This is a genomic window from Colwellia sp. RSH04, from assembly GCF_003545765.1.
GTDB lineage: Bacteria > Pseudomonadota > Gammaproteobacteria > Enterobacterales > Alteromonadaceae > Colwellia.
The window spans coordinates 237,908-254,461 of the sequence record NZ_QXIO01000003.1; the positions used below are offsets into that span (position 1 = coordinate 237,908).

General features: G+C 37.1%; 15 protein-coding genes. 9 read left to right on the forward strand and 6 right to left on the reverse strand.

Annotated features, from left to right (window positions below):
• Nucleotides 1–288 precede the first annotated feature (288 nt).
• Nucleotides 289–1,053: a peptidylprolyl isomerase gene (locus tag D1094_RS06575; protein WP_118959297.1), complete on the forward strand. Its 765-nt coding sequence runs from the start codon at nucleotides 289–291 to the stop codon at nucleotides 1,051–1,053.
• 70 nt (nucleotides 1,054–1,123) lie between these two features.
• On the opposite strand, the gene D1094_RS06580 is transcribed toward D1094_RS06575, so the two are convergent.
• The 6 genes from D1094_RS06580 to D1094_RS06605 all read right to left on the reverse strand — a co-directional run bounded on the left by D1094_RS06580 (nucleotide 1,124) and on the right by D1094_RS06605 (nucleotide 6,460).
• A complete protein-coding gene (locus tag D1094_RS06580; RefSeq protein ID WP_118959298.1) occupies nucleotides 1,124–2,389 on the reverse strand; it encodes an ammonium transporter in 1,266 nt (421 codons plus the stop codon).
• Between the two features lie 18 nt (nucleotides 2,390–2,407).
• Nucleotides 2,408–2,746 carry a P-II family nitrogen regulator gene (gene glnK / locus D1094_RS06585; protein WP_118959299.1) on the reverse strand — a complete coding sequence of 113 codons (339 nt, stop codon included), beginning with the start codon at nucleotides 2,744–2,746 and terminating at the stop codon, nucleotides 2,408–2,410.
• Nucleotides 2,747–3,110: 364 nt separating this feature from the next.
• Nucleotides 3,111–3,545 (reverse strand): hypothetical protein, encoded by a 435-nt coding sequence (locus D1094_RS06590; protein WP_118959300.1) that lies wholly within the window; start codon nucleotides 3,543–3,545, stop codon nucleotides 3,111–3,113.
• 139 nt (nucleotides 3,546–3,684) lie between these two features.
• Complete coding sequence (locus D1094_RS06595) at nucleotides 3,685–4,194, reverse strand: DinB family protein (protein ID WP_118959301.1); 510 nt, start codon at nucleotides 4,192–4,194, stop codon at nucleotides 3,685–3,687.
• A 116-nt stretch (nucleotides 4,195–4,310) separates the two neighbouring features.
• Entirely contained in the window at nucleotides 4,311–4,529 is a 219-nt protein-coding gene (locus tag D1094_RS06600; RefSeq protein ID WP_118959302.1) for a DUF6500 family protein, read from the reverse strand.
• Entirely contained in the window at nucleotides 4,526–6,460 is a 1,935-nt protein-coding gene (locus D1094_RS06605) for a diguanylate cyclase (protein WP_182440113.1), read from the reverse strand. Before D1094_RS06605 ends, D1094_RS06600 begins: the two co-directional genes overlap by 4 nt.
• Before the next feature lie 427 nt (nucleotides 6,461–6,887).
• On the opposite strand from D1094_RS06605, the gene D1094_RS06610 reads away from it, so the two are divergent.
• The 8 genes from D1094_RS06610 (at nucleotide 6,888) to argC (ending at nucleotide 16,548) form a co-directional block, all read left to right on the forward strand.
• Entirely contained in the window at nucleotides 6,888–8,066 is a 1,179-nt protein-coding gene (locus tag D1094_RS06610) for an alginate export family protein (protein WP_118959304.1), read from the forward strand.
• Between the two features lie 206 nt (nucleotides 8,067–8,272).
• A complete protein-coding gene (locus D1094_RS06615; protein WP_118959305.1) occupies nucleotides 8,273–8,857 on the forward strand; it encodes an aminodeoxychorismate/anthranilate synthase component II in 585 nt (194 codons plus the stop codon).
• A gap of 124 nt (nucleotides 8,858–8,981) precedes the next feature.
• Nucleotides 8,982–10,127, forward strand: a complete 1,146-nt coding sequence (locus D1094_RS06620; RefSeq protein ID WP_118959306.1) for an HDOD domain-containing protein — start codon at nucleotides 8,982–8,984, stop codon at nucleotides 10,125–10,127.
• A gap of 365 nt (nucleotides 10,128–10,492) precedes the next feature.
• A complete protein-coding gene (locus D1094_RS06625) occupies nucleotides 10,493–11,707 on the forward strand; it encodes an aspartate aminotransferase family protein (RefSeq protein WP_118959307.1) in 1,215 nt (404 codons plus the stop codon).
• Nucleotides 11,708–11,781: 74 nt separating this feature from the next.
• On the forward strand, nucleotides 11,782–12,798 hold the full coding sequence (astA, locus tag D1094_RS06630) for an arginine N-succinyltransferase (protein WP_118959308.1): 1,017 nt from the start codon (nucleotides 11,782–11,784) through the stop codon (nucleotides 12,796–12,798).
• A 27-nt stretch (nucleotides 12,799–12,825) separates the two neighbouring features.
• Nucleotides 12,826–14,289, forward strand: coding sequence for a succinylglutamate-semialdehyde dehydrogenase (astD, locus tag D1094_RS06635; RefSeq protein ID WP_118959309.1), 1,464 nt, complete (start codon nucleotides 12,826–12,828; stop codon nucleotides 14,287–14,289).
• Nucleotides 14,289–15,383 carry a succinylglutamate desuccinylase gene (gene astE / locus D1094_RS06640; protein WP_118959310.1) on the forward strand — a complete coding sequence of 365 codons (1,095 nt, stop codon included), beginning with the start codon at nucleotides 14,289–14,291 and terminating at the stop codon, nucleotides 15,381–15,383. The genes astD and astE overlap by 1 nt, the downstream gene beginning before the upstream one ends.
• 100 nt (nucleotides 15,384–15,483) lie before the next feature.
• Entirely contained in the window at nucleotides 15,484–16,548 is a 1,065-nt protein-coding gene (argC, locus tag D1094_RS06645) for an N-acetyl-gamma-glutamyl-phosphate reductase (protein ID WP_118959311.1), read from the forward strand.
• Nucleotides 16,549–16,554 lie beyond the last annotated feature (6 nt).

A 16,554-nucleotide genomic window follows, 5' to 3' on the forward strand; every position in this document is an offset into this window, starting at 1 on the left:
AGCTTCAACATTAGTAAATAAATAAGGATGAGAGAGTAATGAGTTAGCTACTTATAGCATTAATTAAAGAGAAAAAAAACTGTTCAGAAAAATTACAACTGATAATGTGATTTTACTATTCAGGTAGCAAATCAAGAAAAACCATCGTGATACATTTCATGCCTTTGAATACGAAAATACGACTACCGAGCTCTTTTTGTACAATTCACTTACACTCCCGACTTGAGAGTTAACGAAATAACTTTTACTATGCTGGTCTTTTTTTAAATGACAACGTAAAGGTTAACAATGAACCCAACAAAATTACTCGCAACTTGTCTTTTCGCTTTATCTTTAATTACTCCACTTAAAGCTAATGCAACCATTGTTGAATTTCAAACATCTCATGGAAACTTTCAAGTTAACCTTTTTGATACAACCACACCAAAAACCGTGGAAAACTTTCTCTCTTATGTAAACGATTCACATTATGTCGATTCAATTATTCACCGTGTTGCTCCTGGTTTTGTTGTGCAAGGTGGCGGGTTTAATTTCACCGGGAATTGGCCATTAACAGATATTCCTGCCAATGCTGCCATTATAAATGAACCTGTCTATTCAAATGTTAAAGGCACCATTGCTATGGCAAAGCTTGGAACGAGTAAAGACAGCGCTACTGATCAATGGTTTTTTAACTTAGCGAATAATAGTAGTAACTTAGATCTACAAAATGGTGGCTTTACCGTGTTTGGACAAATCACTGGGGATGGCATGACTGTTTTGGAAGCAATAGCCAAACTTGGCTTATGTAACAATGGCAACTTACAAGGTATTCCGATGGTTAATTACACTGCTGAAAACTGCACAAACAAAGATGTTCCTGGTATCGAAAATTTTGTTGTTGTTGAGCAAATCACAGTTATTGACTCTTCTTCAGTAACAGATGCTAACTTATCACCAGCAAAAAATACCTTAATCACAAAAGAGCCTGAAAATAATGACAGCAGCGGCGGTACTATTGCTTGGTTAATGTTCTGTTTACTACCCGTATTTAGTAAAAAATTATTAAAATAAACAACTTATTTTAAAAACAAAAACGCAGCGAATTCGCTGCGTTTTTTATCAACATAACCAAAGGCTATGTTTAGCCTCGAGTAAACTCTGGATATGCTTCCATACCACAATCAGCTTTATCAACACCTTCGTATTCTTCTTCAGCGGTAACACGAATACCGATGATTTTTTTAAGAATAAACCACACAACAAAACTTGTCGCAAATACCCAAACAAAAATTGTTGCAGCACCGATAAGTTGACCAGTAAACGTAGAGCCACTATTAGTAACTGGTACTAGTAATAAACCAAATAACCCCACAACACCGTGTACCGATATTGCACCTACAGGATCATCAATACGCAGTTTATCTAAACCAATAATTGATACGACAACGATTACCCCAGCAATAGCACCGAATAATGTTGCTTGCAATGCAGTTGGTGTTGAAGGTTCAGCAGTAATGGCGACCAAACCTGCTAATGCACCATTGAGCGTCATGGTTAAATCAGCCTTTTTAAACAATAATTTAGCAAAAACTAATGCTGATACTGCACCTGCTGCAGCGGCTGCGTTAGTATTTAAGAAGACCATGGCAACGGCATGAGAATTAGCAATATCGCCTAATTTCAATACTGAACCACCATTAAAACCAAACCACCCCATCCATAGAATAAAAGTACCTAGCGTTGCTAATGGTAAGTTCGCGCCTGGAATCGCATTAATACGGCCATCTTTTGTGTATTTACCTTTACGAGCGCCAAGTAACAATACACCTGCTAATGCAGCTGAAGCGCCTGCCATATGTACAATGCCTGAGCCAGCAAAGTCAGAAAAACCTAAATCAGATAAAGTAAACAGACCAAATACAGCATTACCACCCCAAGTCCAACTTCCTTCCATAGGATAAATAAGCGCAGTTAACACCACAGTAAATGCTAAGAATGCCCAAAGTTTCATGCGCTCTGCTACCGCACCAGAAACAATTGACATAGCTGTTGCAACAAAAACAACCTGGAAGAAAAAGTCAGAGGCTGCAGAATAAATTGCGCCACCAGTGAAGCCATCTTCACGTTTTGAAAAGTCTTCTAATACTTTACTAGGATCAACAGTTTCAATGCCTGAAAGAAAAACACCGCCACCATACATAATGTCGTAACCAATAGTTAAATAAGCAATACAAGAGATTGCATACAAGGCCACGTTTTTAGTTAAAATTTCAGTGGTATTTTTAGCTCTTACTAAGCCAGCTTCTAACATTGAAAAGCCAGCAGCCATCCACATAACCAGTGCACCACAAATTAAGAAATAAAATGTATCGAGTGCATATTGTAAATGAAAAATATTTTGTTCCATGATCAGCCCTTAGATTGATTAAATTGCTTCAGAGTTTTGTTCGCCGGTACGAATACGCACAGCTTGCTCTAAGTCATACACAAATATTTTTCCATCACCGATTTTTCCGGTATAGGCCGCTTTCGTAATAGTCTCTACTAAACGCTCCACTAGATCGTCGTTAACAGCAATTTCTAATTTAACTTTCGGTAAGAAATCTACCTGATACTCAGCACCACGATAAAGTTCAGTATGACCTTTTTGGCGACCAAACCCTTTAACTTCACTCACCGTTATCCCTTCAACACCAACTTCTGAAATAGCCTCTCGCACATCATCTAGTTTGAACGGCTTAATTATTGCGCTAATTAATTTCATTATTACCTCTTATTTTTTAGCATTATGAGCACTAACTATCACAATACAATTCACATGCCAGATAATAAAAATGATAAAAATCAGCAACTAAAGCAATTACCATGTTATTAATAGAAGTTTAAGGCACCAAAAGAGTGCATCTAAATTTAAGATTGACAGAACGTGGTGCAGAGGGTTTGAGTATCAACAGTTAAGTTGCTAATGAGCTTCAAAGAGGTAAGTGCATGGCATTCAAATTAGAGGAGGGTTGATCTTGTCTCAACAAATAGTGATAAATAATTCATGTTAATCTCTCTTTTTAAAGTGAATGCAATTATCAAAGCAAAAGTAACGATTATTAACCCTGATTATTGACCTGAAAATATTAGCCACCTAACTGTGACGTTATAGCATCTTGAATTGATTTGTCATATTCGTTATCGCTAACTAAATCAAGACACAAACTTTCTGTGCAATAAGAAACAAACCTTATCGGTTTATTATCTGAATTTTTAGCTGTTAACTCATAGAGTGTGTAAGAGTTAAACTGACTTTTATTAACAACAACATCTGTTTGGTTTTTTTTAAAGTCAGCAACTAAGTCAATATTATTTAGTCGAAAGTTATAAAAGTACATTCTACTTTGTGAGTCATAGCAGGCATATATCACAGAGAACTCTTTAGCCTTTAAATCTGCTCTTGCTACACAACTATCTGATAGAAGCAATTTATCAGGAAGAATTTGTACCGCAACTCCTTGTTGCTGATTAGCGAAGACGTGAAACGACATGAGCAATAAAACTATACTGAAAATTTTCATGAACCATCCTTTGTATTTATAATACTTCGTTAAAAAGCACGTGATATATTAGCTAAATTTTTGAGAAAACATAGCAAATTTTATATCAACCTAATTAAACAACTCGTGATGTGCGGCTGCCTGCTGAAACTATAACAGGTTAATCCATACAACCATAGTCGACACCAAACTGACTTAACACACAAGTTAATTGACCTCGATGATGCGTTTGGTGGTTAAACATATGTTGCATAACATCTGCAACTGCTTTAGTGATAGAGTCACCTTCAGTTGTTGTGTAAGTAATAAATTTTTCACAATCGTTTTCAGTTAAATGAATGCAATAATAATCTATTAACTCATCTACCTGCAGTCTTAAACTCGCAAGTTCAGACAAATTGTTGTGATAAATATCATGAGGTGATTTAGGTGATGGTAATTTAGCAAGGTCTTTAAGTTTGAGTTGGCCAATTTCATTTGAAGCTAAACGCCCTAATAAAATGAGATCGTCAAAAAGAATATGATTCCAGTAACTAATTATATTAGGAAAAAAAGAATGGGTTTCTTGCTCAATAACATCAAGTGGTAAAGATAAACAACAAGCCATTAACTGTGCATTCACTCGCTTATTGTAGCGCGACAGCATCCTGAAATTTTTAATCAAACTCAATTAGAACTCCTTAATACAGAATACCAAGCTACGAGGAAATAATAGTTGGAAAAAGTAAAAAACGATTATTTATCAATATAAGCAAATTGCATATATTCTTTATAACGCTACAAAGTTCACCTACCTGCTTGAATCATCGCTTTGATTTTGTGAGCCTTGACGAAATGATCAAGTTGATGTGTTTGAATCCACCATGTTGCGGCTTCCATTAACAATTCAGGGTCATCATTCTTGTTAGCAAAAAAAGCATAGAAAGATAAACCAACATTATCTCCTTTGCTTGCTATTTTCTTATCACAAACGGCTATTATTTTTGCTCTTAAGGTCTCTCTCATGACATCTCATGCTCATGTTGAGGGTGAACCAAGTATCGACGATAACGAAATACTTGACCTGTGCCTAATTTTTTAGCCTCTACCAATGCTTCATCAGCTTGACTATATAATGTAACACTATCATGTGTTTCAGCATTTCGAATAGCTATACCAATATTCACAGCAACATCGATTGATTTAGCATTACAGCGAAAGTCTTGTTTAGCGACATTATCAACAATTCGCTCAGAGACTTGAATTTCTTGTTCGCCACCTAAACGAGACAAAATACATAAGAATTCGCCACCCGATATTCTTCCAACAACGTCTTCACCTCTTAGTGTGTTTTGAATAATAGTGGCAACACTTTTGATAACCGTATCGCCAAAAGCTTCACCATATAACATGTTAATACTTTTCAAATCAGCGATATCAACCAACAACACAGCTACATGGTTTTTGTTCCATTGAGATGAGGTAAGTAATTTATCTAAATAACTAAAACTATAACGACGATTAAACAACCCTGTTAAGGGTTCAATTACAGATAGTGCATTAATCTTTTTTGCACTTCGCTGTTGCAAAAACAATACAACAATAATGAGTAACAAAAAAACGACAGAGAAAAAGATAATGTAGGTTTGCAATTCATTACGTTGCATTTGCTGATTGACTTGCAACTCAAGTACTTTAGCTCTTTGTTGCAATAAAGCCGATTCAACGCCCTGCCTTTCAAGTTCCAAGGTGCTTTTTAGTTTAGCTAAACGCTCAGAAGAGTTTGCTAACACTAACGCCGTATTTGCTTGATGATATTGGTCTAATAACTGATATGCTTTTTGAAGATTATTTTGTGCATAAGCCACTTTAGCAGCAATAAGTATGACTTCATTTTGCCACCTTGTACCAACTAACTCAGGTATCGATTCTAAAATACTGTTTGCTTTATTTACTGCAATTTCCGCTTCTGCTAGTTTTGAGAAGGCAATTAAACACTCTGCTTTTCGTTTATATAGTTCCGCTTTATAGTCATCATGACCTTTTAATACTAAAGCACGTTCAATAACCACTAGCGCCCTTTTACATTCACCTTGCTCTGCCAAGGTCATACCTAAACCATAGTCAGCAAAGAAAATTATCTGAGGGTTATTAAAGCCTAAAACAACTTCTCTATAGCGTTCATAATGCTCAACAGCGAGCTCATATTTATTCCAATAACGATACGTGGCAGCCAAACCATTAAGTGCTTCGGCAGTATAAGTTGGATACCCTAAAATTAGATAACTAGCTAATGCTTTCTCATAGTAGTTGATTGATTTTTCATAATCATGCATATAACCGTAAATAGCGCCATAAACTTCATTAATTGTGGCAATAAGAAAATCATTTTTTAAGGCAAAAGCATCTATATACGCTAGTTGTAAATCAGCTAAAGAGCTTTCAAAGTGTTCTGTCAGGCTTAACGTATAAGCAAGCTCTTGCTTTGCTCTAATGGCTAAACGAATGTTGTTATTTTCTTTAGCCTGTTTTAGCGCTAGTTCTAACGTAGTAATGGCTTGTGTATACAGACTTTCTTTTTGTTTAAAAATTCCCGAAAACAAATTAATTGTGATGGTAATTTCTGCAGGTAGGTCTTGTTGAGGCATTGAAGAAAGTAATTCTTCTGCGCTATGTAAGCTTTGCTTAAAATCATCATAAAAAAATAATAAGTGTTCAGCTTCTATCTTCCTAATTAACCACCATAATTTATCTTCATGCGACATTTCATCAAATTGTGGTGCTATAGCTAATAAGTCTTGATAAGCCTCATAAGGTTGTACATATATTTGCTCATTATAGTCAGTCAAAGAAATGTCATTAATATTTATTTCTTCAGCAATAGCTAACGGGACAAACAGATACAAAAATATTGAAATAATTAAGCAATAAATATACTGATAAAATATTTTAAACAATGACTGTATCATCCATGAATAGTTGCCTACTTAATTACCGTTAACCATAACATTAACTTATAAAAAACTATAGGTAAAATAGCTTAGCAGAGCTTGATGTTTCACTATTCAACCCTGAAAGTTCATCAATAAACCATGTTCTCGTTTAAAAATAGACGTGAGCAATAAATAAAAACGCAAGCTGAGCCTCTAATCATTTCATTATTTACGCTTAAACGATAGAAGAATATAGACCAAAGTCGTAATAAAGTTGATGCAAATCAAGATTTGCAATCTATTAAATAACTTACTTTCACAACTTGATTTAAATCAAACATTAAAAACAAGCTGAGTGCAAAAATTCACCCATACAGTAAAACGGTTACAAAAAACAACAATTAAAGCCGAATAACATATTTTTTATAAAACATGAAATTAGGATATTATTATGAAAACAGGTAAATTTGCTTTATCTATAGTAGCAGCATCAATTATAGCTGCCCCTACAGCATTCGCAGGCGAAACTGCACACGGTAAAGACATTTCTGCAGCATTAGCTGATAGCAAAGTAAAAGTAAACTTTCGCGCACGTTATGAAGGTGTTGATCAAGACGGTGTAGAAAAAAGTGCTGACGCGTTAACACTAAAAAGCCGTATTACACTAGATACTGGTTCATACCAAAATTTTTCATTAGGTCTTGAAGTCGATAAGGTTGATGCCTTAGTTGATGACTATAATAGTAAGACAAATGGTCAAACAGAATACCCAGTAGTAGCGGATCCGCAAGGCACTGATGTAAACCAAGCTTTTATAAAGTACGCCAACAATGGTTTTAGTGCCGTTGTAGGTCGTCAACGTGTTTTACATAACAATCAACGTTTTGTTGGTGGTGTTGGCTGGCGTCAAAACGAACAAACCTATGATGGTGTTCGTGCACAATATAAAGCAGGTGCTTTATCAGTAGATTACGGTTACATTCATAACATTAACAGTATTTTAGGTGGTAATGTAAAAGGTGATTTCCATTTAGCAAATGTTAACTATAAGTTCAACAAACAGCATAAAATTGCTGGCTTTGCTTACATTTTAGATTACGATACCGCTGTAGCTAACTCTACTAGCACTTATGGTGCACTATATAACGGTAAGTTTGGCCCAGTTTTTGTTAATGCAAGTCTTGCTTCACAAAGTGACAATGGCGATAACCCTGCAAGCTACACAGCTACATACATTAATGCTGAAGTAGGCTCAAAATTTGGCCCTGTTACTGTATTGGGTGGCTATGAGTTACTTGGTAGTGATAACGGTGTTGGTTTTAACACGCCACTTGCAACTAAACATAAATTTAATGGTTGGGCTGATAAGTTTTTAGGCACTCCAGGTCAAGGTTTAGAAGACATTTATTTAACAGCTAAAGGTAAATTTGCTGGTGTTAAGCTTGCTGCGACTTACCATGAATTCTCTTCTGATGTTGGTGGTTTAGATTTTGGTAACGAATTAAACTTAGTCGGTACCTACGCATTCAATAAAAATTACGGTGTTTTAGTAAAATACGCTAATTTTAGTGCTGAAGATATTGCATCAGATACTGACAAATTATGGGTACAGTTAACTGCTAAATTTTAATGACTGATTTTTCATAGTTAGTAGTAAAATATAACAAAAAGTAAGAAACTAGCTCTACTAGTTTCTTACTTTTTTTTTCGGTTTCTACTGTTTGTAACCTTCTCGCCAAACTTACTTATAGCATTGCCACCTCTGCACAAAAGCATTAGAATAGCGGCGATTTTCATTCTCCCTTATTTTAAACTTCTCAATAGTAGGCTTACCCTTTGATATTAATGATCGATAATTACGATTCATTTACCTTTAATTTAGTGCATTATTTTCAAGCACTTGGAGAAGAAGTATTGGTAAAGCGTAATAATGAAGTAACAATTGCAGAGATTGAAATACTTTCACCTCAATATATCGTAATATCACCAGGGCCATGCGATCCTAATGCGGCGGGCATATCACTTAATGCAATTGCACATTTTGCCGACAAAACCCCCATACTCGGTGTTTGTTTAGGACATCAATGTATTGCACAACATTTTGGGGGACAAGTGGTCAAAGCGAAACAAGTTATGCATGGTAAAGTAAGTCGTATTGAGCATAATAAACAAGGGCTTTTCGCAAACTTACCACAACCACTTGCAGTCACACGATACCACTCTCTTATTGTTGAAAAACAAAGTTTACCCACTGAACTTGAAATAACAGCTTTAACTGTTGATGGTGAAATAATGGCGTTAAAGCATAAGCATTACCCTATTGCCAGTGTGCAATTTCACCCTGAATCGATTTTAACAGAGCAAGGACAGCAACTTTTAGAAAACTTTATCAAGGATTACCAACATTATCCGATAAGTTAATTTACACTGTGCACTATTATATTATGATGTTTTTTTCATTATGTACGTGCTTTCTTTTTTTTAAACGATAAACTTATAAAATAAAATCTAGCAATTCGATAGACGGATTATAAAAACAAACTCTATGCAACTTTTTGACAACCAAGACCTTACTTCTTCGATTTACCAACGCGCTATTAGTTTATCTATTGGTAAAGATTATGCTGAGCAACGCAATGGCAAAGTTGCAACGGTAGAACACCAAGATAGTGAGCAAGAAAATAGACGTAGAGAGTTATTGGATGTTGAATTAGAAGCCCAACAAAATAAAATTATTGCTGATCATGGTGAAGCGCATTTCAGGCAACAAATCACACAACGTTTTTTTGATCAAGTTCGTAGTAAGATTAATGAAGACTTTGACAGTAAAGAGCATTTATACCATACAATTTTGGGTATAGAAGATGCAGCACCAGACATATTAGAAATTTTGTCTAAAAGAGCCGCATCCGTTAATCGAATTTATCCACTAGCAGCCTCATTATCTTGGTTAAATAACGATTTAATCAACCTTGTAAATAAACCCCAATATCGCAAGCGTGCTGACGTACAAGTAACTGATGGCAAACTTGCATTAAGTTACATAGGTCTTGATAACCTAAAGCTTGTTATGCCAACATTCATTCTAAAACATTGGTTACCAACAAGTACTGCACCTTATGGTTTAATGAAAAGAAAACTGTGGAACGACAGTTTATCAGTAGCGCTGGCAGCAAAAACCCTTGCAGAACACCAATCCCTTGATTCATTCAGTGCATTTACTGCAGGTATGCTTTCAAATATTGGCCAACTCGCTGTTACACGTTGCTTTTTAACAACGTTTAATGAAATGCATAGTGAACAATTAAAAGATGCTTATAATAATAAAGACAAGCGTTTACATAACATTCTAGTTAAAATCAATACTTCGCCCGATATTCTCTTAGAACAAATAGTATTACGCAGTGCGAAGTTATCTGCCGATTTAGTAGAGCAAATGAACTTTGAACACTTACGTATTACTGAAGCAATATTTGATTTGGCTTACGCGCAAGACGCGAAAAAAATGTGCCCTATCGCTCAAATAGTGGCCAAAGCAAAAGCCTTTATTGCTTTTCGTAGTTTAGCGAAAGAAGAATTAATTAATGCTGATGAAACCAAAGCGTTTTTGCAAAGTGTTAATTTAAGCACGAGTGAAATATCACTACTTAAAAAGAGTGATATTGACCACATTAAGCTCAATTTCAGTTAATAAAACGTCATTTTAGTGTTTTTTCGTGAATTTTTTTCTGATTAATTATGAGAAGTCAGCTATTGATGAATCTTAAAAGCAAGCTCATAGCGTTTAACTGATGATCACCTCCTGTACATTTATTATCAGCACTATAAATATTCACCCAAACTGAATAAAACCCTCAGAAGCCTTGTTTTATAAGGCTTTCAGCGCAACAACACAAGACAATCCACCTATAATCTGCCATAATATGCGCCTATTTTTTAAATAGTTGTGCATTATTTGCTTTGGAGATTAACTAAAGTAAGCAAAATAAAGTAAGCTTTACTGCTACTACTATTTGTATTTGAAAACTTTACCCACTTTATATTGAGGATTTTAAAATGTCAGAACATTTTCCTGTTGGTCGCGAATTATTTGATGATGTTATGGTGCCAAATTACGCACCTTCAGCGGTTATTCCAGTGCGCGGTCAAGGCTCTCGAGTGTGGGATCAACAAGATAATGAACTAATCGACTTTGCTGGCGGTATCGCGGTAAATAGTTTAGGTCACTGTCACCCTGCATTAGTCAATGCATTAAAAGAGCAAGGTGAAAAGATTTGGCATTTATCAAATGTAATGACAAATGAACCTGCATTACGTTTAGCTAAAAAGCTTGTTGACAATACTTTCGCTGACAAAGTGTATTTCTCAAACTCTGGTGCTGAATCAAATGAAGCAGCGTTAAAGCTTGCACGTCGCTGGGCATTAGATGTTTACGGTGAAGATAAATCGCAAATCATTGCCTTTAAACAAGGTTTCCACGGTCGTACATTCTTCACAGTAACAGTAGGTGGTCAAGCTGCTTACTCTGATGGTTTTGGTCCTAAGCCTGGCGCGATTGATCATGCTGAATATAACAATTTAGATAGTTTAAAAGCCCTTATCTCAGATAAAACCTGCGCTGTAATGATTGAACCATTGCAAGGTGAAGGTGGTATTGTTTCACCAACGCCTGAGTTCATTCAAGGTGTTCGCGATTTATGTGATCAACACAATGCTTTATTAATTTTTGATGAAGTACAAACGGGTATTGGCCGTTTAGGTACATTATATGCCTACCAAGATCTAGGTGTTACTCCAGATATTCTTACCTCAGCAAAAGGTCTAGGTGGCGGTTTCCCTATTGGCGCTATGCTAACCACTACAGACATTGCTAAACACTTGAAGATTGGTACTCACGGTAGTACTTATGGTGGTAACCCACTAGCTTGTGCTGTTGGTGAAGCCGTTATAGACACTGTAAACACAGCTGAAGTATTCGAAGGCGTTAAAGCTAAACATCAACTTTATGTTGATGGTTTAAATGCTATCAACGCAAAATACAATGTTTTCACTGAAATTCGTGGTAAAGGTTTACTAATTGGCGCTGTGTTAAATGAAAACTACCAAGGTAAAGCAAAAGACTTCTTAGTTGCAGCAATGGCTGAAGGCGTAATGACTTTAGTGGCTGGCGCAAACATTGTACGTTTTGCTCCATCATTAGTGATTCCTAATGAAGATATCGTTGAAGGTTTAGCGCGTTTTGAAAAAGCCGTTGCTAAAATTGCAGGTTAATTAATCTCCCCCTTCATATGGCATAAGAACGATTCTTATGCCATTTTCTTCAACGTAATCATTGAGAGCATTTTATGATCATCGTACGCCCTATTCAAAAGAATGACTATGAAGCACTGCATCGAATTGCCGTGGAATCAGGCCATGGATTTACTTCACTACCCGTCAACGAAGAGTTACTGCAAAACAAAATAGCTCGCACTGAAGCATCGTTTACTAAAAAAGTAAGCCAGCCAGGAGATGAAGGCTACCTTTTTGTTATGGAAGATACTGACACGGGTCAAGTAGTTGGTACCAGTGGTATAGAAGCGGCTGTAGGGTTGGAAGATGCATTCTATCACTATCATTTAGGCAAGGTGGTTCATAACTCTCGTGAACTCAATATTTATAACACCGTAGAAACATTGTCTTTATGTAATGACTACACCGGCGCAACAGAAATTTGTACCTTATTTTTAAGTGAGACCCACAGAAAAAATAATAACGGTCGGTTTTTATCACGTTTTCGCTTCCTATTTATTGCAGAACACCCAGAGCGTTTCGATGATACGGTTATTGCTGAAATGCGTGGTGTTTCTGACGATGAAGGTCGTTCACCGTTTTGGGCATGGTTGGAAGAACATTTCTTCTCTATCGACTTTCCAACAGCAGATTACTTAACTGGTATAGGCAAAAAAGTGTTTATTGCTGAGTTAATGCCGAAATACCCTATTTATGTCAACTTGCTAAGTAAAGATGCTCAAGCGGTAATAAACCAAGTGCATCCACATACAGTACCAGCAGTGCGTTTATTAGAGGCTGAAGGTTTTTCAAGACGTGGCTATGTTGATATTTTTGATGGTGGCCCAACCGTTGAAGCTAATGTTAAAAACATTAAAACAATCAATAAAAGCAAGCGTTGCCAAGTGATTATTGGCGATGTGCAATCAACAGATAACTATATTATTTGTAACAGTGACGTAGCAAATTTTAGAGCGACACAAGCTCCCCTTTCACTTAGATCAACTGCCGAACAAGTTGTGATCAGCCAAGAAGTTGCTGATGCATTATTAGTGAAAGAAGGAGACTGGGTCCGCCTAGTTTCTAACTAACCCTTTAAAAGATTTTTAGGAATAAATATGTCAACTCATACACATTTCATTCAAGGTAACTGGCATGCGGGTCAAGGTGACTCGTTTGTGTCCACTAACCCGGCGAATAATGAACAATTATGGCAAGGTGAATCAGCAACGCCAGAGCAAGTTGATCAAGCTATCGCTTCATCACGCCAAGCATTTTACCAATGGGCTGATAAGTCATTTGAACAACGGTTAGCTATTGTTGAAAAATTTGCTGAGGTCTTAGCTGAACACAAAGAAGAGTTAGCGACAGCTATCGCCCAAGAAACAGGTCGTTTGCTTTGGGAAACTCGTACCGAAATTGGTGCCATGGTCGGTAAAGTAGGGATCTCTGTTCGTGCGTTTAACGAACGTACAGGTACCGTTGAAAACCCTATGCCTGGTGCAAAAGCCTACATTAGACATAGACCACATGGCGTTGTTGCTGTATTTGGCCCATACAACTTTCCTGCTCATTTACCTAACAGCCACATTGTACCAGCCTTATTAGCAGGTAACACAGTGGTTTTCAAACCCAGTGAACTTACACCGCTTGTTGCTCAAATCACCATGAAGTTATGGCAAAAAGCAGGCTTACCTGAAGGTGTTATTAACATGGTTCAAGGTGAAGTAGAAACAGGCAAAGCATTAGCAAGCCATGCAGGTATTGACGGTTTATTCTTTACCGGTAGCTCAGCCACAGGACATCTATTGCACCAACAATTTGCGGGACAACCAGGTAAAATTTTAGCTTTAGAAATGGGTGGCAATAATCCATTAATCGTTAAAGATGTGATTGATGTCGATGCGGTTGTACATGACATTATTCAATCGGCTTTTGTTACCACTGGCCAGCGCTGCACTTGTGCAAGGCGCTTATTCCTTGAGAACAATGAAACAGGCGATGCTATTTTAGCCCGTTTAGTTGAAGTAACTAAACAGATAAAAAGTGGTGCTTATGATGATGAAAACGCTTTTGTTAGTTCACTTATCTCTGAAAAAGCAGCCCTAGGTATGATGGCAGCCCAGCAAGAGCTTATCGATTTAGGTGGTAATGTGTTGGTTGAAATGAAACATACACCAAACACAGGCTTTGTTACACCAGCAATTGTTGAGGTAACTAACGTTGCTAACATCCCAGATGAAGAGCATTTTGGTCCGTTATTAAAAGTGTATCGTTACGATACCTTTGAACAAGCAATTGACCAAGCAAACGCAACAAGCTTTGGTCTTTCTGCTGGTTTATTAAGTGACAGCGAAGCCTTATGGCAGCAATTTTTAAGTCGTATTCGTGCAGGAATTGTTAACCGAAACCGTCCAACAACAGGCGCTAACAGTGCTGCACCATTTGGTGGTATCGGTGCGAGTGGTAACCACAGAGCAGGTGCTTATTACGCTGCTGACTACTGTGCATTCCCTATTTCTTCTGTTGAAGTAGAAAAAGTTGCACTGCCAGAATCACTTAGCCCAGGATTATCGTTCTAATGACTACCCAAACATCATTAATTAATGCCGCTTCAGCTGAGTTTATTCAGGCATTTAATACCTTTAAAGAAACAGGTGACTTTCTTGCGCTAACTCAGCCTTTTGAACGAGGGTTAGAAAATCAAGAGAATGCATCATTAACGTTTCCTCTTGCTCAAGCAACGGCTAAGTTACTTGATATCGGTGTCTTGGTTATAGAGCCAAATGAACTTGCTCAGCCATTAAAAAACATTGTTATTTCTTCAGGTATTCATGGCAATGAAACAGCGCCAATTGAAATTGTAAATCAAATACTGCAAGACATTGTACAAGGTCGACGCCAAGTTGCTCACCGTACCTTGTTCATTATTGGTAACCCTGTTTCAATGAACATTAGTAAACGTTTTGCCGTAGAAAACTTAAACCGTTTATTCTGCGGTAAATATAAAGATATCGCCCAGTGCTATGAAAAAGAACGCGCAGAAAAATTAGAAACTTACGTAAGTAACTTCTTTAATCATGTCGGCAGTAACTTCGCAAAAAATGATGCTACCACGTATCACTATGATCTACACACAGCAATAAGACCTTCTCAGCATGAAAAATTCGCCATTTATCCTTATCAAGGTGATAAGCCATGGGATAAAGAGCAGTTAGCCTTTATGAGAGCCTGTGGTGTAAACACCATTTTATTTGGTCATGCACCAAGTGGCACTTTCTCATACTACAGTAGCGCTAACTTTTCCGCACATGCCTTCACAGTAGAGCTTGGGAAAGTGAGAGGTTTTGGTGAGAATGACATGTCAAAATTTGCTGCCGCTTATAACACCCTATCAGCGTTTGTTAGTAATGAAGCGATAGAACTCAAGCCATTTGATAATGCCGACTTTAATTTATTTAAAGTGTTAGGTGACATCACTAAATATACAGAAGAGTTTAAGCTAAATATCGCTGATGATGTCAGCAATTTCACTGGTTATCCAGCAGGTACCTTACTGGCTGAAGATGAGCAAAATTATCAAACCTCACATGAAGGTGAAAGTATCGTTTTTCCAAATGCTAATGTTGGTATTGGTCAACGCGCTGCCTTGATGGTAATTCCTTGCGAATTATAAAAACTTAATATTAAAGCGTCATACTGGTCCGCTTAATGACCAGTCATTAATTAATTGCTACAAATTATATGCGATTAATCACTGAAAAAAGAGGAAACTCATGAGCAAAACTAAAGTATCGATTATTGGCGGCGCAGGCTATGGCGCTGCAGAATTACTTCGTCACTTAATTGTCCGTGATGATGTAGAAGTATTACGTGTTTCAAGTAAAGACTACGTTGGAAAAACAATTGGTCAAGTACACCGCTCACTATTTGGTTTAGATAAAACTGACCTTGTTATTGAAGATATTACACCGCAAGCCTGTGTTGAAGGTGCTGATATTGTTTTCTTAGCAATGCCACACATCATCACTGCTCGAGTAGCAATGGAATTATTTGATACGGGTGTTCGTATTATTGATTTATCAGGTGACTTCAGATTAGACAGCTTAGACGATTATATTCGCGATTATGCTCCTGAGCACCCTTGTGCTGATCGTTTAGGCACATTTACATACGGTATGCCTGAATTAAATGCTGAAGCCATTAAAGATGCACAATATGTTGCAAGCCCTGGTTGTTTTGCTACTGGTATTGCGGTAGGTTTATTACCCCTTGCTAAAGCAGGTATTTTAGTCGATAGCAACGTAAGAACCGTTGCCATGACAGGTTCATCAGGTTCTGGTGTACGCCCAATTGAAGGTACACATCACCCTGTTCGTACTAACAACTTAAAAGCTTATAAAACATTGCAACATCAACACAGAGCTGAGATTTTACAGACGTTAGGTAAAGCAGGTGCTAATAATACTTCGCTTGACTTTATTCCTGTTTCAGCACCGCTTGTTCGTGGTATTTTAGCTATTTCGCAATTAGATTTACCTGAAGACTTTTCTGAAGCAGACATTCAAAAGCTTTATGAAGAATACTATGCCGAACACCGCAGCGTTATTGTTATGCCATTAGGTCAAAGTCCTGAAGTGGTTGCTGTTAAAAATACTATTCGAGTTGAAGTAGGTATTAGCGTTCGTATCGATGAAGTAACTGGCCAGCGTACATTAGCTTGTATTACAGCTATCGATAACCTAGTCAAAGGTGGTGCTGGTCAAGCCATTCAAAGCTTTAACTTAATGACAGGTAAAGATGCATCATTTGGTCTTGATCAACCTGGCATTTGGCCATAAGTAAGG

What these genes read in the sequence shown, in the direction of transcription:
- D1094_RS06575 (WP_118959297.1), top strand. Translation starts at nt 289, where the DNA reads ATGAACCCAACAAAATTACTCGCAACTTGTCTTTTCGCTTTATCTTTA.
- D1094_RS06580 (WP_118959298.1), bottom strand. Translation starts at nt 2,389, where the DNA reads ATGGAACAAAATATTTTTCATTTACAATATGCACTCGATACATTTTAT.
- glnK (WP_118959299.1), bottom strand. Translation starts at nt 2,746, where the DNA reads ATGAAATTAATTAGCGCAATAATTAAGCCGTTCAAACTAGATGATGTG.
- D1094_RS06590 (WP_118959300.1), bottom strand. Translation starts at nt 3,545, where the DNA reads ATGAAAATTTTCAGTATAGTTTTATTGCTCATGTCGTTTCACGTCTTC.
- D1094_RS06600 (WP_118959302.1), bottom strand. Translation starts at nt 4,529, where the DNA reads ATGAGAGAGACCTTAAGAGCAAAAATAATAGCCGTTTGTGATAAGAAA.
- D1094_RS06610 (WP_118959304.1), top strand. Translation starts at nt 6,888, where the DNA reads ATGAAAACAGGTAAATTTGCTTTATCTATAGTAGCAGCATCAATTATA.
- D1094_RS06620 (WP_118959306.1), top strand. Translation starts at nt 8,982, where the DNA reads ATGCAACTTTTTGACAACCAAGACCTTACTTCTTCGATTTACCAACGC.
- D1094_RS06625 (WP_118959307.1), top strand. Translation starts at nt 10,493, where the DNA reads ATGTCAGAACATTTTCCTGTTGGTCGCGAATTATTTGATGATGTTATG.
- astA (WP_118959308.1), top strand. Translation starts at nt 11,782, where the DNA reads ATGATCATCGTACGCCCTATTCAAAAGAATGACTATGAAGCACTGCAT.
- astD (WP_118959309.1), top strand. Translation starts at nt 12,826, where the DNA reads ATGTCAACTCATACACATTTCATTCAAGGTAACTGGCATGCGGGTCAA.
- astE (WP_118959310.1), top strand. Translation starts at nt 14,289, where the DNA reads ATGACTACCCAAACATCATTAATTAATGCCGCTTCAGCTGAGTTTATT.
- argC (WP_118959311.1), top strand. Translation starts at nt 15,484, where the DNA reads ATGAGCAAAACTAAAGTATCGATTATTGGCGGCGCAGGCTATGGCGCT.